The following is a 16,850-nucleotide window of genomic DNA, read 5'->3' as shown; positions in this document are numbered from 1 at the left end:
CCAGAAAATATATTTAAAAATCGTGTCTTTTTTATTGACTATAGTCCATGTTTGCATTATAGAGTGTTCCATTTTGATTTCCAGTAAGTATTTGATCACCAACATTACCCATTCCAGTATAGTGTAATTCGTCACCATACCATTTATCTTCATACAAACCTTTTGTATGGTCAGAGATGATAACAAGGCACCCATATGTATTGGATTTTCTCATTCCACCCATATTACCAATCTTAAATTCTTTTCGCATTTCATCATTGGAAACAACTGCCCCAACAGCAAAGGATGGTTTATGTACCATTTTTACCTCCTATTTTGATCTATCCAAAACTACTCTAATAGCTTAATACATTTAACCTATATACCTATTTCATACATTTTCTCTTTTCTAAACAGATAATTTATTTTACTACACAACTGTAAATTTTTCTACCCTACACTTAATGAAGCAATCCTAGCTCTCAAGCCAATCAAAATTCCCGTCATCGTTTAATAGGATTCATCTATTCCCACGATTTCAGTATATCCTCCCACCGCTTTCTGCATTGCTTCCAATGTATTTTTCTTCAGGATGTTTATGCGGCTTTACTTTTAGCACTTTAATGACATTTTCCTTCAATATTTTTACCCCCTTCCAAAATTTGTCAAAAAAAATTTTCAAAAAATGGTTGTTTTTTGAAAACCACTTTTTGTCGATTTTTAGAAATAAAAAAAGGCAGTGGGATTTACGTATCTCACTGCCCAAAAAGCGTTTTTTGAATCCAAAAACGCCATATCATCTATTTTGATCACTAGTCCTAGTATGCAATTTATTTTGCATATACAATAGCTCATTATTTACTGTGCCAAGACTACCATTGCATACATAATTAATGTAATCGCTCGGTAAAGATCTTTTAAATCTACTGACTCGTTTGGTTGATGGATCTTATTTTCTTGAAATGGAAAAATGGGGCCAAAAGCTACCATATTAGGAAAAGATTTTGCATAGGTACTGCCACCAATAGCAATCGGTGCAATTTCTTCCCCCATCTCACTACAATATAAATTCATGAGTTTTCTCACAATCTCAGTATCTTTTGAAATGTAAAGTGGAGGATTATTTTTTTTATCTGCTATTGTCATTTCATATTTACCTGAAAGTTGACCCATTTGATCTATCACATCTGCTGCATTAATTCCATATGGATATCTGATATCAAATTCGTAAAAAACCGATTCTTTCTTTTTGTACATCTTTCCCAGATTAATCGTTATTTTACCCAAATCTTCTTCAAAGGATTGAACACCCTTCTCTAATTCTCGCGGAAACATCATCAGACTTTCCTGTATAAAACAACTCATTCTCTTAATAGCTTCAGGAACATCGTCAAGAGTCAACAATTCCTTCGATGCTTTTAGAGCAGCATTGATTCCTTTCCATGGCTCACTGGCATGAGCATTTTTCCCTTCAAAGTTTTTTTGATACCTTGTTTTCGTTTGCTCATCAAAAAAAGCTATTGAAAAGTTTGACATTACCGCATTTATAGCTTTGCCCCCATTACATTCCTCAAATAACATATCCTCTTTTGCTGTAAGTTTCTGTTCAATAACAATTTGGATGGCTCCTTTTTCCGAATAAATAACTGGAAACTGTGCATCTGGTGTAAATCCGCAAGACGGCATTTCCTCTTTACTCGTTATATAATGCTTTACACAAGAAGACCCGCTTTCTTCATCTGTGCCTAAAATGACACGAATCCTTTTATTTAGCTGTATACCACTATCTTGAATTGCTTTTAATGCGTATAATGCCCCTATTATAGGGCCTTTATCATCTAAGGCACCTCGTCCCCATAAAATCCCTTCTGAAATGACTGCTTCATAGGGAGGATGTTTCCATTCACCCTCTGCCGGAACTACATCTAAATGTCCCAATACTGCAATCATTTGATCTCCTTTTCCAATCTCAGCATAGCCTATTTTATGATCAATATTTTTCACACGAAGTCCCAGTTCTTTTGCCTGCAACAAAGCATCCTCTAAAGCCATATTCACAAATTTCCCATAAGGTGCCCCTGCTTCTGGCTTACCTTTCACACTTGGAATACGCATATTATTTTGAATTCCTTCTATCATTCTGTCATAATACCGTTCCAAACATAAATCTAAAATTTCCTTTTGTACCATTACAAAGCCTCCTTTAAATAAAACGCCATGCTGAACATACAGCATGGCGTTTTCTCACACATTTTTCTTTTCCATCAATTTACTTAAGCCATAATACAGAACAACCGTGAGAATAATCGCAGTGATTGTTGTAGAACCAAACTTGGAAATATATGCGATTCCTCCACCTAAAACAACTGATACAAAGGCAAGTGGTTTATAAGAGGTCGTCTGATCCATATTTTCGAAATCATATTGATGTTTTTTCTTTAGTAAGTAATAATCTACTGCCAAAACAGCACCTATTGGAGGTAAAAATGTTCCTAACGCAGACAAGAACCCTACAAAATGGTTTTGGATGCCAGTAACAGCCAAAGCAGTAAAAATGACACCGCATACGGCTGAAACGATATGCTTGTTAATCCCTGGCTTAATATTGATAATTGCCAAAGCTGCGGAATACAAATTATTATCATTACTTGTCCACTGGCCTAATACAACAATCAGTAAGCCCAAAACACCCATGCCTAAAATACTGAGGCCTTCCATGATATTAGCGCTATTTGTCGCTTTTGCCACAACAAAACCACCCCAGTTTGCTGCAGCAAAAACAAACATTGCTACAATAACACCCACGGAATTATCCATTTTGCTTCTCGCATATCTGGAAATATCCGGCTGTAAAACTGCCCCAGTAATCCAACCACCTACTACAATTGTAATACCAGTTCCGATGGTAGCAGGATTATCTGGCATATGTGCAATGATAGGACTCAGACCCGTTGTGCTGATTGCCATAATGGCACAGTAAAGACAAAGTCCCAAAAGTAACGGTGCTGCTACCATACTTAAATAAGTCATCCCTTTATAGCCAACAATGGCAGTTGACATCATGAGCAATCCACCCCAAATTGTAGCAACAACTGGGGATGTCAAAAAATGTCCTGGCAGCATCAGCGCGATAGTTTCACCAAAATACCCACATTGGTATGAAAACCACCCCAACATTGATATTCCCAAAACCAGACCAACAATATTGGAACCTTTTCTACCGAAAGGAACTCTAGATAACATTGATGTAGAAATGCCTTGATTTGCTCCGATTCCCCCAGTTAGCGAAGCAAGTATGGCCAAAATCACACTGCCTACAACAATTGCAATCGTGCCTTCTTTAAAATTCATAACTTCCGCCAGTGCTGATCCTGTATATAAAGTTGACATAGCAACTGCCATCCCAGTTGTAACTACAGCAATATTGATTGGACTTTTCCGTTTGTCATGTGGTACAGGTCTATCAGGATAATCATAATATTTATCCTCTGGCGTATAAACATTTTGATCCATAACAATTCTCCTTTCAGACTCCTTAAGGTTTATACGTCAACATATACAATCTTATTTATTTCATACGTTCTTCTACTGGAACATAGGAAATATCTTCGAAACCAAAATATTGAGGGTCTAATACCTTTTTGATTTTGTCTTGTCTCAATCTCTCATCACAAGGCAAAACAATGATTGCCACATCCTGCGCCTGACGCATCTTCGGATTTGGAATTGGTTCACCTGTATGACGATCAACAACACAAATCAAATCCGGACTGGAAACAAATGGTTCTCCATTTTTCCAGCATACATGGTTTTCATTTTTAAACCAGATTTTGTATTCATCTCCAGCATCGCTCTGAATGGTTGTCGTTCCCCAGTAGTATCCGATTCGATCTTCATCTTCAAAGTCTGTTCTTTTTCCTTCTGCCAACACCCAACCGCCAACTTTTTCTGCAATTTTCTGAGGAATATGATCCAGATGCGCTTCCTGAGCTTCACGAATAAACTTACCAAGTTCATAAGATTTGGAGAGAGTTCCAGCAATTACGGTTTCTTTCAGTTCTTTCCCACTCATAATAAAACCTGCCTGACCGGCCAAACCATATGCACCAGCGCTAATAAGCTTACCAATTCTTTCAACTACACGAAGATTGGTTGCCTTTTTGATAATACAAACATTATCCCATTCATCAACAGAAGCGACAGGAAGCCATTTTCTGTCATACAAATATGGTGTAATCTGCAAAATTTCCGGAATAGCACGTCCACAATAATCTCCATCAACTGCCATCATACCCAAAGAACTGCCTGCAGAAATGGGGCCAGAAGTATTCGCACCTGCCAGTTCAATAGGAACAACTACTGTTGTTTTTACCCCTATATATGCTTCCAGTTCCTGAATTGCTTTTGCCAGTCTGGCTTTTTCTTTATTTACGCCATCAATAAAACCAAAACCTGCCATTTCCTTAAGAGTTGCTTCATCATGCGGTGCAATAGAACCCATCAAAAACGGGCATACAGCAACAGCATCATCGGGAATCTCTGAAATATCTGTTATTTGTACAAAGCCTTTTTCATTAATTTCGCTCATCAAAGACTCAATCCCATTTTCAGGAAGTCCGCCCCCGCCAGTTGCATAAAATGTACAACCTCTTACAAAATCTGTTGCTTCCTGAATGTTTGTCAATTTTTTTGTTGCCATAATTACCACTCTCCTGTTTTGTATTTTTCTTTAATTATACAAATCCATAATTCTGAAACAATTGTCAAAAAAACAAAAATGCAAACCAAATTTTATAAAAAAAACAAACCAAGTTATGGTTTGTTTTTTTACACTTTATTCACTTTTCTTTCATCTTCATAAACAAAGCCAATGTATATAATGTATCCATATCTGATGGCCTTTTTAAGTTGATCTGCAGGAGTTCCTCAATTTTCTTCATTCGATATTGCACTGTGTTATAGTGGATAAATTCTGCCTTTGCCATCTCTTTCAAATTCATTTTATATTCTAAACAACAGTCAACAATCATTTTTTTCAAATTGCTTTTATTCTTCTTATCGTATATATCCAGCCTATTTTGCATGCTTTGATACAGTATCCGCATTGGTGAATGGAGAAGAAACTGCATTTGAAGAATTGATTGAATTTCACTTCGATCATATATTCTACTGTTTTTTATTTCTTTTAGACCAGCAAAAACCTCAATTACTTTAGGCAGAAATAAGAATAAATCTTCCTTTCCATATACTGTTGCTACAATTGTATGATACGGGAAATTAGATATATTCTCAATGGAATTCTTCACATCCAAAAATTTATTTTCTTCATGCCCAAATAATAGATAAACAGATTTTTGTTGAACTTCTGTGTGTACAACTCTAAATCCTTCTTGCTTTATAATAGAATCCATGAGTATCTTTATATTTCTATTTTTCTCAAAATCTCCTTGCTTCGCAATACAAATAACACCTACAGCTTTTTCCAGATCAATTTTCTGCTTTTCTGCAACAGCAAATGCCTGCGACCTATTATCACTCAAAATTGACAAAATCAATTCATGCTGACTCTTGTGAAGAATATCTTTTTCCCATATATCTATAATCATCTCAAAACTTTGCATAATAAAACTTACATTATGCAATTGCTGTGTTCTTGAAAACATGCCCAACCATAAATACGTATTATTATGCCATATCTTTTTCCAAACACACCGATTTCCATCATCAATGAAAAAAAAGACATTATCCTTTCTATCATCAAACAAACCCTGTTTTTTCAACAGCTCCTTCATCTGCAAGATATCTAAACCGCAGGAACAAATCTCTTCCATACTATTTTCCAATAGCATCAGTGTAATATCATATGAATCACTTAAAAATTTTAATCCTTCTGAAAAAGATCTTTGTTTCTGATTTAGTTCCATTATCCCCTTTAGAATAGTTCTCTCTTTCTTTGATTCATGTTCACTTTTCCTCATTAAAAGACCCATTATATCATTCATCACAGAAGCATAAGATATTTGGGGATCATTAGGTGGGCAAATTAATGGAAGATCCAGCTTATCACATAACGCAATCACACTATAATCCAAACTTTTTATAACATAGCCTATATAAAATAAAACAATACCTGCTATTTTTCTTTGTTTTAACGCATAAATTAACTGAAGCTGCTTTTCAACATTTTCTTTGATATCATTACAAGACGTAATTACAATTTCTCCTTGCTTCAGATTTAATAAAGAACTCCCCTCTTCATTTAGATCAGACATTTCTAAGACAGTAACACCAGATATCTTATTATTCAAACCTCTGCTTCCCGCTAAAATAGTTGTATTTCTTAATGAATTTGTATTATGTAATAAAGCATTGATGGTATCCATAACACACCTCTTTCCTTTGCTATATAGTGTTGTAATAATTGTTCGTTTCACAACTGCATGATGTTCTTTTTTTCAAAACACATATATAAATCAATCCCACATAGTTAATCCACAATCATTCTAGTTCCTTTTTATATTTAAAACCCCTAATAGACAAAGATCCACATTTATAAAAAAGTATATCACAAAGATTCTAGTACAACAACCTCTGTTAATTTACCAATATTGGCAAATATAGGTTTAAAATTCTTTCATGTTCTTCCATAAACATTCCATCCTTGTAGGTAGCACTTTATGTAAAACTTAAGATTTATAAAAATAAATCATTTCCTCTGTATTCAATTTTTTAAAGACTTCAGGATGTTCATACAACTTTACTTTTGGCACTTTAATGACATTTTCCTTCAAAATTTGTCGAAAAAATTTTTTCAAAAAATGGTTATATTTTTGGAAACCACTTTTTTGTAGATTTTCAGAGACGAAAAAAGGCCGTGAGATTTTTTTCACCTCACTGCCCGAAAATCGGTTTTTAACTCCAAAAACGCTATGTCATCTATAAAATTCGAATTTTTGGGGCTTTGAAAACCGCCCTCAAAAACCGCTGGAAGCCTTGATTTTACTGACTTTGCGGCTATGTCATCTATTTTGATCACTCATCCCATTTTGATTTAACTAAAAGTATGCCTGATGAAGCTGGTTGCCCCTTGCATAGGGTTATTTTTCAAAAAAGTGTTGCTCCTTATTTCTCTAAAAAATAGTGGAAACAAAAAAATCTAGAATGGTGATTTATTTTACATTCCAGATTTTTTTCTTTTCATTATGTATTGATATTATCCTTTTAATATTGTATCTTTCTCCATTTAACAATAAACTATATAAAATAGATTTATGCTAAAGAAATGATACTTGGTTTATACAAGCTATATATTATTTTTTAGATTAATTTTTTATTGCCTACCCCCACTATAAAATCACTTTATAGCAACATCATTTTATTTTGTAGCATTAAAAATAGTAATTTTCTATATCAGTAACAGATATTCGGTATGAAGACGTTGTCGTTGGTGTTCCGCATTTTTTAATATATTCATAAAATGATTTGCTTTGAAGTATTTCTTTGGCCTCATTTAAACCACTTTTATACTCATCTAAAGTTCGAATAAATACTCCAGCATACGGAATAGTATCAATTCCAGCATTATAAACATTTACATTATTTGTAATAACCACTGACATAATAAGTTTTTCTACAAAAATACTATTAATTGCTTGAACTCGACCATATTCAAACCATTGTACGCCTTCGCTAGATTTGCGCTTTAGAAGTTTATCCTTGTTTTTTAGCAGATAAGCATAGCATTCGGGAAATGTTTGTCTAAATTCTTTTTCAGAATAAGAAAAAATTTTTTTACCTATTATTTTATAAGGGAAAATTATTTTATCACGCTTCTCACTTTTTTGATATTTTTTCTCACTTTTAACACTAACCGCATCAAAAACTAAATCTTTCTCGATTTTTCCGTCTTGAAGATAAAAAAATAAATCATCCTCTTCTTTAGCTTCAAACACAAAAGCATCATTATACAACGTTGCAACACTATTTGAAACTTTAAAATAATCACCAAAGCGTCGCAAACTTTCTTCTTGTTCTTTATCAAAAATCCATTTACCAATTAATGATTCTTTTGATAAGTTTTTTTGTACTCCATCTTTCTTACTCCAATAATATATATTATCATTATTTTCTTTATTACACATAATAATAATAGAAGAAGTAAGTATTTTAGGAAAAAGTTGTATTCCTTTATAATCAATAATTCCTTTAAGGTATTCTTTAATCAACATCCTTACTTTTTCAGCATGTTTATTTCGTATCACACTATATGGAATTAGATAAGCTAGCTTTCCATCATCAGCAAGATCCCTTAAACCTGCTTCTATGAATGCATAGCAATAGTCAAAACGACCTTCTTTGCACGTTTCAAAATTCTCTTTTAAAAAAATTCTATGTTCTGTAGACAAATCATGGTATGTAATATAAGGTGGATTTCCAATAATAAAATGAAAACTATTTTTCTTACACTTTAAATAATCTTGCTTACATATATTCCATCGAATACCGGTTAATCCATATTCCTTCGCAACTGCATTTAACGTATCAATGCATTTAGTTATACACTTATGATCAATGTCATATCCTGTAATATGATTTTCTAACCCTACGATTATCTGCTCGTTACTATATCCATCTTCTAGTGAACTTGTTATATATCTTCTGACTATTTCTTTCAATATATTGCCTTCTCCACAAGAATTTTCCAATACTGACTTATCATACAAACCATGAGTATATCCAATACAATCCAAAAGTTCATTAGCATATTTTTGTGGAGTAGGCACTTGACAATTATTCCCCATGAACTCCACCTCTCATATATATTTTATTATCAGCAGCATTGACTAATAAAGTTTTATACTCCTCAACTAAATCAATGATAATTTTAAAAGTTGTTAAAAAATCTTCTTTATCCAAATCAGAACGTTCTCCATGAACAACTTTGTGACGTTTTTCTAGCAATGAACTATCTATATATGTAGCTTTTGTCTCAAATATGTCAGATTCAATACCAATCGTCTCTAAAATCTCTTCTAGTTCTGCAGAACTCGGATTTGAATGAGTAGAAATAAAAGGATTGTTTTCATCATATTTCTCTATAAATCTTTTTGTTAAAAGCTCCTTGTGCAAGATCAATAATTTTTTATGCACACTATGTTTATCCGATTTTGAACAAGACTTAAACTCTTTTTCCATCTTTAGTGCAGTAAAATTTTCTTTTAACTCACTATATAATTTTTTTTGTTGCGAAACATATCCTACATAACAGTTTGACGCTCGTTTTATAAATCCTTCAAAATGTGCACATAATAATGCAATTCCCGCTCTAAGCAAAATGGGTTCATTTACTTTATCTTTTTCAACTAAAATTTTCAATGAAATCATTTCTTTTTTCCTCCAAGCAAGATCTTGTACTAAAAGTTCTTCTAACTGTTCAACTGTTTTAATTTTAATATTACTCGCCACGTAAAAATATCTCCTTGCTAAATTCTGCTAGCCTTTTAATCCTTCCAACTGGTCTAACCCCTCTTTTGATCGCAGCTAAATACCCATCAGAACTATATACTTGTTTTATTACCTCACTAAGTTCCTCTGTATTTTCTTGATAATAATCAATATTAGCTGTCAATCCAGGAATTATCGCTTCATACGCTCCCACCAAAACAGGTCCATAACTCTTATTTTTTTCTTTGTCATATTTCTTAAAGGCATTTTCATCCATTACTTCGTATAATAAATCAAATGTCTTTTGAAATATGTCTTTTTCTTCTTCAAAATCGATATTATTTTTATTTATTAACTCCAAAATTTCATCAGTTAAAAAATTATTATAATTTTCAGAGTCACTTACATCAAACTTTGAATACCTAAGAATAAAAAATTTTACTACAAATTCTAAATAGCCCTGTTCTTCCGAGTCTTTTTCTGATATGGGAACTGAATTTATAAAATTAGTATATTTGCTCATATCACGCAACTTTTTATAAAATTCTTCATTTTTCATTACTATAATACAGTTACGAATTTCCTGAGGACTCAAATGACTTCCACCAGTATTCAAACGCTGGAACATCTCATACTGAGCAAACTCATCACTACTTTTATCAATAATTATAATAAGGATCTTTGATCTTTTTATATATCTACGTTGTGCATCAGTTAATGAAATATCTTCATCTTCATTATCCCAATATTTTCCTTCTAATGATGGTAAAAATTTTGTACAGGTCAAAGGTTCAACCTCAACCTCCTCTGTTGATCCATCCTCTGATTCGTTTTTTAAGATACCCATAAATTTGAAAATAGTTGACAATCTTTGCTGACCATCAATTAAATTCCATTTTCCCTTTTCATTTTGATATACATAGACAGGGGGAATCGGAATATTTAATAGAATTGATTCTATCAACGCAGACTGTTGTGTTATGTCCCATCGAAACATTCTTTGATAGATGGGATTTATTTGCAAGTCTCCATCTAGATAAAGATTTGCCAATTCCCCTATAGACATTGGATAGTTATCTGTTTTTATTGACTTAGCCATTAAATCAATCTCTTTCTGTAAGGAATTTTCCATTTATTTTATCCTCCCATAAGTAATCTTATTCATATATTTCTAATTTTAATGCAAACTGCATTTTTATATAGTCTTAAGTGTATATATAATATTGGGTTAAATTCTTATAAGTTCACCCTTAAAACATCTAATGATGAAATATTAACAGCTAAACAGATACAGAAACTACAAAGAGAAAATGCTCAGCATAAGGAAAAAACCTTAATCAAGAAAGTAATTGCCATCTTTATACTACACCCAAACAAAGATTAAGTTATATTTTATAATCTTTGATTTTTACATACTACCAAAATACTCTCCCCCATACTCAACATAAGCCGACGTATCATAATTTAGTAAAAAGTATTGCTATCTGTTTCTCTTAAAAACAGCAGAAACAAAAAAATCTAGAATAATTATTTTCTCTTGCTATTCCAGTCTTTTTTCGTTGTTTACCGTAAATGGAATTATCTCATCTAACTGAGGTTTATATTAATTTGTCATCACCTTGAATTTGAGGTAAATGCTGCACACTCAAAGATTCTATTGTTTCAAGCTGTTTTATCGCTAAATCATGCAAAAGAACCAATCTTTCTGATTGCGTCTTCCCCTGTTCGATTAAAATTGCATTATAGCTTTCCATATTCGCCAATACCAAAAGTTGCTGGATTGTTGCCTCATCCCTCATATTTCCCTTCTTCCCTGGATTAGCATCTCTCCACTGCTTCGCTGTCTGACCAAATAAAGCTACATTCAATAAATCTGCTTCATTCGCATATGTATAGACAATCTGTTCCTGTGTTAATTCAGGCGGAATTAAGTTTTGCTTGATCGCATCGGTATGAATGCGGTAATTCAACTTTGCCACCTCTCGATTCAAGTTCCAATTCAGAGATAAACGGCTGTTCTCATCCGCTTTCAGGCGTTTGTAATCTTTGATAATATACAGTTTGAATTCAGCAGAAATCCATGAAGCAAACTCAAAAGCAATGTCAGAATGTGCAAATGTACCGCCCCATCGTCCTGACTTTGATACAATACCAATGGCATTTACTCCGGAAATCCATTTTGTAGGTGACATCGTAAAAGCATTCAGCCCTGCCTGATTTCTAAACCCATCGAATTCGACGGGTTTAAAATTTGGATTATGAAGACTTTCCCATAAACCAAGAAACTCTATGGTATCTCGATTTCTCATCCAATTCCTAATCACATCATTTGGTTCATCACTTTTATATCTGGCAATATCCGTCAAAGAAATAAATTCATTTTGAAAATCCGTAGTATAAATTCCAATCTCAACACCCTTGGCATGGATCGTTTCTTTTATTGGTTTTTTGGGCATATGATACCTCATTTCTCTTTTTCATAATTACTTTCCACTTAAAATGGTTTCTTCTATATAAAATAAATAAAATGTCGAATGATATAAATTGTATATAACATAAATACACTTTATCTTAATCTATATTTATTATTTTACCACACAGCCTGATACAAAATCAAAAAATTTAATGCATTTATTTGTTGATGGCTGTTTCCAACTTTAAAACAACCACCAACTTTTTTCATCATCGTGTATTTAATATTCCGGAAGCATCTTCTCAACTATAATTCCAGATTTGAATACTACCTCTATCTTTCTTGCATTCACCACGTTGATATTCTGAATCAGCTGCCGCACCAATTTATCGTCATATTCTGTCAGTACGCAGTTTGTTTTGTCCAGAAAACGCCCGATATCTTCCATCTCTCTGCTTTTCTCGCCTCTGCTAGCTGCTTTGATCTGCTTTATTTCCAGTGCTTCTATCTGTGCTGTGATCGCCTGACAGCATTCCTCAAATGCGGTTTTATCGCCGTTCTGCTTGGCTTGCTGCTGTATCAGTTCCGCCATAGCTTTCTGCAAGTTTTTCTTTTCTTCAGCATATTCGGAATCCTCTGTGTCATGCGTCAAGGCTGTGACTACATTTTTTCTGAATGTCTGGACGAAGTCACCTTTGTTTTCAAGAACCTGATTGATAGCATGTAATACTGCTCTATGTAATACATTTTCCTCTATAGTCGGGGATTCCTTGCAGTATCTTGTCCCATTTCTCAGCCTGTTTTCGCATCTCCACACCGCTTTCTTTTCCCCATACTTAGACCAGATTTGTCTGCGGTACTCACATCCGCACTCTTTGCAAATGGTAATTTTCGACAAAGCGTATTTTCCACTATGCTTGCCCTTTGATTCTGTTTTCAGTTTACTGGACTTCTTATATATATTGGCTCGCTGATGCAGTTTTTCCTGCACTTTATAGAATACTTCCCTTGGAATAATTGCTTCATAGGTATTTTCCACATAATATTTTTGAAGTTCCCCTTGATTCTCTTTTCGTGTTTTGGTCAAATAATCTATTGTGAAAGTTTTTTGTGCCATGGCGTCACCGATATACTTTTCATTAATCAGGATTGTACGGATTGAATTCACATTCCATTCTGTATTGCCCCTTATGGTTTTAATACCCTTTTCTTTCAGTATGCGAGCGATACTGTTCAGGCTTTCCCCCTCCAGATATTTTCCGTAAATCAATCGTACCACTTCTGCTTCTTCTGGAATGATATACAGCTGTCCATCTGTGCTTTTGCCATATCCAAACATTCTTCTGACCAGCATCTCTCCTTTTTCATATTTTCGTTTTAAGCCCCATTTCACATTTTCTCTGATATTTCGACTTTCTTCCTGTGCCTGACTGCTGAGTATGGTGATCAGAAGTTCTCCTGTGGATTCCAGTGTGTTGATATGCTCTTTCTCGAAGTAGATAGCGATATTTCGTTCTTTCAGCTTTCGGATACAGGACAGACAGTCAACTGTATTTCTGGCAAATCGGCTAATGGATTTTGTCAGAATCAGGTCGATATCTCCATCTTTTTGCAAGCATCTTTCCATCATGGCATTGAAGTTGTCCCTTTTTTTCATATCCGTTCCTGAGATGCCGTCATCCGCATAAATACCTGCTAACTGCCAACTGGGGTTTTCTGTAATCAGCTTAGTGAAATATGCCACCTGCGCTTCATAACTGGTTTCCTGGTCCTCCTGTGCGGTACTGACTCTGCAATAGGCGGCAACATTGATTTTTTTACTTTCTTTTTCTTTTCTGTATTCATATTAGCTTTGGGCGGAATTATTTTGATTTTTCGATCAGTCGCTGTGCTATTCATAATATACTTCCTTTCTTTTTATGCTATTTTTTCTTCCATACTCTTTACACCGTTTTATGGCAGCATTTCTGTTACATTCACTCCGTTTTTCAGTGTGAACATCACTCTGCCATCTTTGTATATGGTAATTGTTTGGGTTATAAATTCGAATAAGTCTTTGTCGAATGTTTTTTCTTCTGTCTGCTCTTTATGCTGCTGAAGCAAGTCTAAAATTTTATTTGTATAGTATTCTGCTCCGCCATCATCGGAGTCTTCATACTGTAACGATGCTCTTTTATATATCAGCTCCAGCAATTCGTCTATGTTATGACTGCTGTCGTTTTTCAGAAGCTCTATTTCATGCTCTACTGCCTGTAAACGGATATTTCTTTTGAATATATGTATCGTAATTTTTCTAATCTTTTCCGGATGGTTTTTCATTTTAGTTACTGCCTGCATAAATAATTCTTTGATTTGGGCTTCCTGTATATGCTGATTTCTGCAGTGTACCCTGCCTTTTACAATTCGTTTACTGCAATCCCATATCTGTTTATCTCCATGCTTGTAGCAGTGATATTCACTGCCACATTCTCTGCATTTCATTTTATCACCCAGAAGGAAGTATTCTTTATAATAGATATAGGACTGTTCCTTGCCTATTGCTTTGCGTCTTTCCTTTTTCATTTGCTGTACCGCTTCAAATAATTCCGGTTCTATAATCTTTGGGAAGTTCTCATCCCCCATATACCTTTTGTCGCTGAGCATATCATTGAGCTTTACTCGATTGATTTCCAGTCCCTCAATATGGTCTTTTAGCCTTGATACTGAAATGCCGCTGTTATATACATTGAATATCTCCTGCACAAATCTACTTTGTTCCTTATCTGCCTGCAATATGCCATTTTTAAATTGATAGCCGTATACTGTTACTTTTCTTCCCATATTTATTTCCTTCTTTCTGTTAGCTTTAATCCGTTTGTCAGTTCAAATACTAACTCGTTGGGATTTACAATAATCTTTTTTACGATTGCTTGGAATAATGTCTTGTCATATACTTCCAGATATTGCGGTCCTTTTTTGAACTGCTTAATCAGTTCTTTTGTCTGTATCAATTCTTTTCTCTGTCTAGATTTCTGAAGATATTGCTCCTTTGCTCTCTGATACTCTTTTAGGTTTTTGCTGATCATATTTTGCTGTTCCATATAAAAAGCAGAGTCGATCATCTCTCCACTTGCCAAGTGGTTGAGACTCTCTCTCTGCTTTTTCTGTTCTTGTATTCGTTTGTCTAATTGTTCCAACTGCTTCTGTATCATGGGTGTTGCTTTTAACTGCTCCAGCTCGTTCACCAATGGTACCAGTATATCATCACAGTGGCTTGAAAGTTTGTTCCACATGATGATAAAGGCTTGTTCTAACTGACTTTCTTTTATTATGTCATTCTCACAAAGTTCTTTTGTCTGTATGCGTCTGACACAGCTCCAAGTAATATTGATCTTACCTGTTCTTTCTTTTCTCTCCTGACGATTGTATGAGGAACCGCAGATGCCACAGATAACTTTTCCTTTAAACTCTGAAGGTTCTTCCGACTGTTCTTCTTTGCCGGTTTTTTCTACTTTTGCCTTTTGTTTCAGCATTCGCTGAACGGCTTCATACTCCTCATGGGTTACGATTGGTTCATGATCATTCTCAATAAGCACCTGACTATATTCCCCATTATTTTTTCTTCTTACGAATGGTACAATGTCCTCACTGTATGTTTTCTGAAGAAGCAAGTCACCTGTGTAGATGTTGTTTTTCAGAATGATATAAATGGCTCCGCCTAACCATGCCGCCTTTCCTGTTTTTGTTGGTATCCTCTGTTCGTTCAGGCTTTTGGCAATCCGCCATATTCCATTCCCCTCCAGATATTCGTCGAATATAAATCTCACGACAGCTGCTTGCTTCTGGTTCAGCTCAAGCAATCCGTTTGTATTTGTACAGTAGCCATATGCCGGATTAGGCAATATGTATGTACCATTCATAAATCTTTTTTGTATGCTCCATTTCTGGTTTGATGAAATGCTTTCCGATTCCGCCTGTGCCACAGAGGAATAAATGGATATCAGAAATTCACTTTTTTCAGAAAGTGTATGAATATTTTCTTTTTCGAAATACACATCTATTTGCTTTTTCTTAAGCTCTCTGACAATCTTAATGCATTCTACTGTGTTTCTGGCAAATCTGCTGATTGATTTGGTACAGATAATATCAATCTCCCCTGCTTCACAGTCTTCCAACATACGCATAAAATCCGTTCTGCCTTTTTTCTTTGTACCGCTTTTGACGTAGTCGGCATATATTCCTATGAAGCTCCAGCCTACCTTGCTTCGGATCATATTTTCGTAATACTCAAGCTGAGATTCATAAGAGCCTTTCTGGTGAGGAATATTTGTGCTGACTCTGCAGTAAGCACAAACATTTTTCATCATCGGTTCTTCATTTATGTCTGTTGTTTTTGCTGTATCATTCATGTTTATGCCTCCTTTTTTCAAGCAAAGGATACCTGCTTTTCAGTGACACATCTACTATTTTTTTCATAAAGTTTGGCTTCTGCCGGCTGGAAGGTTTGCAAGTTCAAACTGTTCATCTGATTATATTCTTCTTCTGTGATCAGATTTCGAAAGAGCATTCTTGTCAATAACTCCTTGGAAAGCTGGTATCTGATTTCATTTTGCATCTGATCTTTTGACATATAATTTTTTCCCCCCTTAATGACTATTTTCCTATTTATGACCTTTCATCAAAGAGTCACTCTTTCTCTGATGAAAAGTCACAAATGTGTGCCGCTTAAAAACGGCACACTATTCTGACTTAAATTTGCCGTATTTGACACTACTTCCCGGACATTAGGCAGCAATATAAACTGTGCTTGGCTGCACACATAGGCTTTTCACCTCCCCCGTCATGCGGGCTGCCGTCCTTGCGATGTCTGGGACTCGGCAGAAGTATCATTGTGGCTCTGCTTCGGTCGTGGCATTTGATCTTGCCAAAAGATCAATCCCATACAGCAAAATCGCTCAAATTATGTATTACAGACAAACGAACCACTCTCAAAAATATGTTTATTTCACGTTCTGTTGTAACGAATCGTCATGGC

The 16,850-nt window shown here is 34.6% G+C and carries 13 protein-coding genes; all 13 read right to left on the bottom strand.

The annotated features are described in order from the left end of the window. Nucleotides 1-31 precede the first annotated feature (31 nt). Nucleotides 32-301, bottom strand: a complete 270-nt coding sequence (locus tag GPK49_RS08310) for a hypothetical protein (protein ID WP_215677387.1) — start codon at nucleotides 299-301, stop codon at nucleotides 32-34. A 536-nt stretch (nucleotides 302-837) separates the two neighbouring features. After that, a complete protein-coding gene (locus GPK49_RS08305) occupies nucleotides 838-2,169 on the bottom strand; it encodes a Sapep family Mn(2+)-dependent dipeptidase (RefSeq protein WP_160117336.1) in 1,332 nt (443 codons plus the stop codon). 54 nt (nucleotides 2,170-2,223) lie between these two features. Beyond that, complete coding sequence (locus GPK49_RS08300; protein ID WP_215677385.1) at nucleotides 2,224-3,492, bottom strand: cytosine permease; 1,269 nt, start codon at nucleotides 3,490-3,492, stop codon at nucleotides 2,224-2,226. 55 nt (nucleotides 3,493-3,547) lie between these two features. Further along, nucleotides 3,548-4,678: a DUF917 domain-containing protein gene (locus GPK49_RS08295; RefSeq protein ID WP_215677384.1), complete on the bottom strand. Its 1,131-nt coding sequence runs from the start codon at nucleotides 4,676-4,678 to the stop codon at nucleotides 3,548-3,550. A gap of 139 nt (nucleotides 4,679-4,817) precedes the next feature. After that, nucleotides 4,818-6,362 carry a PucR family transcriptional regulator gene (locus GPK49_RS08290; RefSeq protein WP_215677382.1) on the bottom strand — a complete coding sequence of 515 codons (1,545 nt, stop codon included), beginning with the start codon at nucleotides 6,360-6,362 and terminating at the stop codon, nucleotides 4,818-4,820. Nucleotides 6,363-7,367: 1,005 nt separating this feature from the next. Continuing rightward, a complete protein-coding gene (locus GPK49_RS08285) occupies nucleotides 7,368-8,780 on the bottom strand; it encodes an Eco57I restriction-modification methylase domain-containing protein (protein WP_118578575.1) in 1,413 nt (470 codons plus the stop codon). Further along, entirely contained in the window at nucleotides 8,770-9,444 is a 675-nt protein-coding gene (locus tag GPK49_RS08280) for an MAE_28990/MAE_18760 family HEPN-like nuclease (RefSeq protein ID WP_215677380.1), read from the bottom strand. The genes GPK49_RS08285 and GPK49_RS08280 overlap by 11 nt, the downstream gene beginning before the upstream one ends. Then, a complete protein-coding gene (locus GPK49_RS08275; protein ID WP_118578571.1) occupies nucleotides 9,434-10,555 on the bottom strand; it encodes a GmrSD restriction endonuclease domain-containing protein in 1,122 nt (373 codons plus the stop codon). Before GPK49_RS08275 ends, GPK49_RS08280 begins: the two co-directional genes overlap by 11 nt. Before the next feature lie 466 nt (nucleotides 10,556-11,021). Continuing rightward, a complete protein-coding gene (locus GPK49_RS08270) occupies nucleotides 11,022-11,879 on the bottom strand; it encodes a KilA-N domain-containing protein (RefSeq protein ID WP_215677378.1) in 858 nt (285 codons plus the stop codon). A gap of 237 nt (nucleotides 11,880-12,116) precedes the next feature. Continuing rightward, nucleotides 12,117-13,649 (bottom strand): recombinase family protein, encoded by a 1,533-nt coding sequence (locus GPK49_RS08265; RefSeq protein WP_277119117.1) that lies wholly within the window; start codon nucleotides 13,647-13,649, stop codon nucleotides 12,117-12,119. 140 nt (nucleotides 13,650-13,789) lie between these two features. Further along, the gene (locus tag GPK49_RS08260) at nucleotides 13,790-14,656 is read right to left on the bottom strand and encodes a zinc ribbon domain-containing protein (protein WP_215677376.1); all 867 of its coding nucleotides are present in this window, start codon (nucleotides 14,654-14,656) and stop codon (nucleotides 13,790-13,792) included. 2 nt (nucleotides 14,657-14,658) lie between these two features. Continuing rightward, entirely contained in the window at nucleotides 14,659-16,224 is a 1,566-nt protein-coding gene (locus GPK49_RS08255; protein WP_215677374.1) for a recombinase family protein, read from the bottom strand. Between the two features lie 17 nt (nucleotides 16,225-16,241). Continuing rightward, nucleotides 16,242-16,445: an SHOCT domain-containing protein gene (locus GPK49_RS08250; RefSeq protein ID WP_118578565.1), complete on the bottom strand. Its 204-nt coding sequence runs from the start codon at nucleotides 16,443-16,445 to the stop codon at nucleotides 16,242-16,244. Between the last annotated feature and the right edge of the window lie 405 nt (nucleotides 16,446-16,850).

Origin of the sequence: Clostridium sp. MCC345 (assembly GCF_018785345.1) — a bacterium.
GTDB classification, from domain to species: Bacteria; Bacillota; Clostridia; order Lachnospirales; family Anaerotignaceae; genus Anaerotignum_A; species Anaerotignum_A faecicola.
This window is presented reverse-complemented; position numbering and strand designations above follow the sequence as displayed.

Bases quoted from the DNA above. Each gene is read 5' to 3' on its own strand.
- GPK49_RS08290 (WP_215677382.1), bottom strand. From the start codon at position 6,362: ATGGATACCATCAATGCTTTATTACATAATACAAATTCATTAAGAAAT.
- GPK49_RS08300 (WP_215677385.1), bottom strand. From the start codon at position 3,492: ATGGATCAAAATGTTTATACGCCAGAGGATAAATATTATGATTATCCT.
- GPK49_RS08295 (WP_215677384.1), bottom strand. From the start codon at position 4,678: ATGGCAACAAAAAAATTGACAAACATTCAGGAAGCAACAGATTTTGTA.
- GPK49_RS08285 (WP_118578575.1), bottom strand. From the start codon at position 8,780: ATGGGGAATAATTGTCAAGTGCCTACTCCACAAAAATATGCTAATGAA.
- GPK49_RS08270 (WP_215677378.1), bottom strand. From the start codon at position 11,879: ATGCCCAAAAAACCAATAAAAGAAACGATCCATGCCAAGGGTGTTGAG.
- GPK49_RS08275 (WP_118578571.1), bottom strand. From the start codon at position 10,555: ATGGAAAATTCCTTACAGAAAGAGATTGATTTAATGGCTAAGTCAATA.
- GPK49_RS08305 (WP_160117336.1), bottom strand. From the start codon at position 2,169: ATGGTACAAAAGGAAATTTTAGATTTATGTTTGGAACGGTATTATGAC.
- GPK49_RS08260 (WP_215677376.1), bottom strand. From the start codon at position 14,656: ATGGGAAGAAAAGTAACAGTATACGGCTATCAATTTAAAAATGGCATA.
- GPK49_RS08250 (WP_118578565.1), bottom strand. From the start codon at position 16,445: ATGTCAAAAGATCAGATGCAAAATGAAATCAGATACCAGCTTTCCAAG.
- GPK49_RS08255 (WP_215677374.1), bottom strand. From the start codon at position 16,224: ATGAATGATACAGCAAAAACAACAGACATAAATGAAGAACCGATGATG.
- GPK49_RS08310 (WP_215677387.1), bottom strand. From the start codon at position 301: ATGGTACATAAACCATCCTTTGCTGTTGGGGCAGTTGTTTCCAATGAT.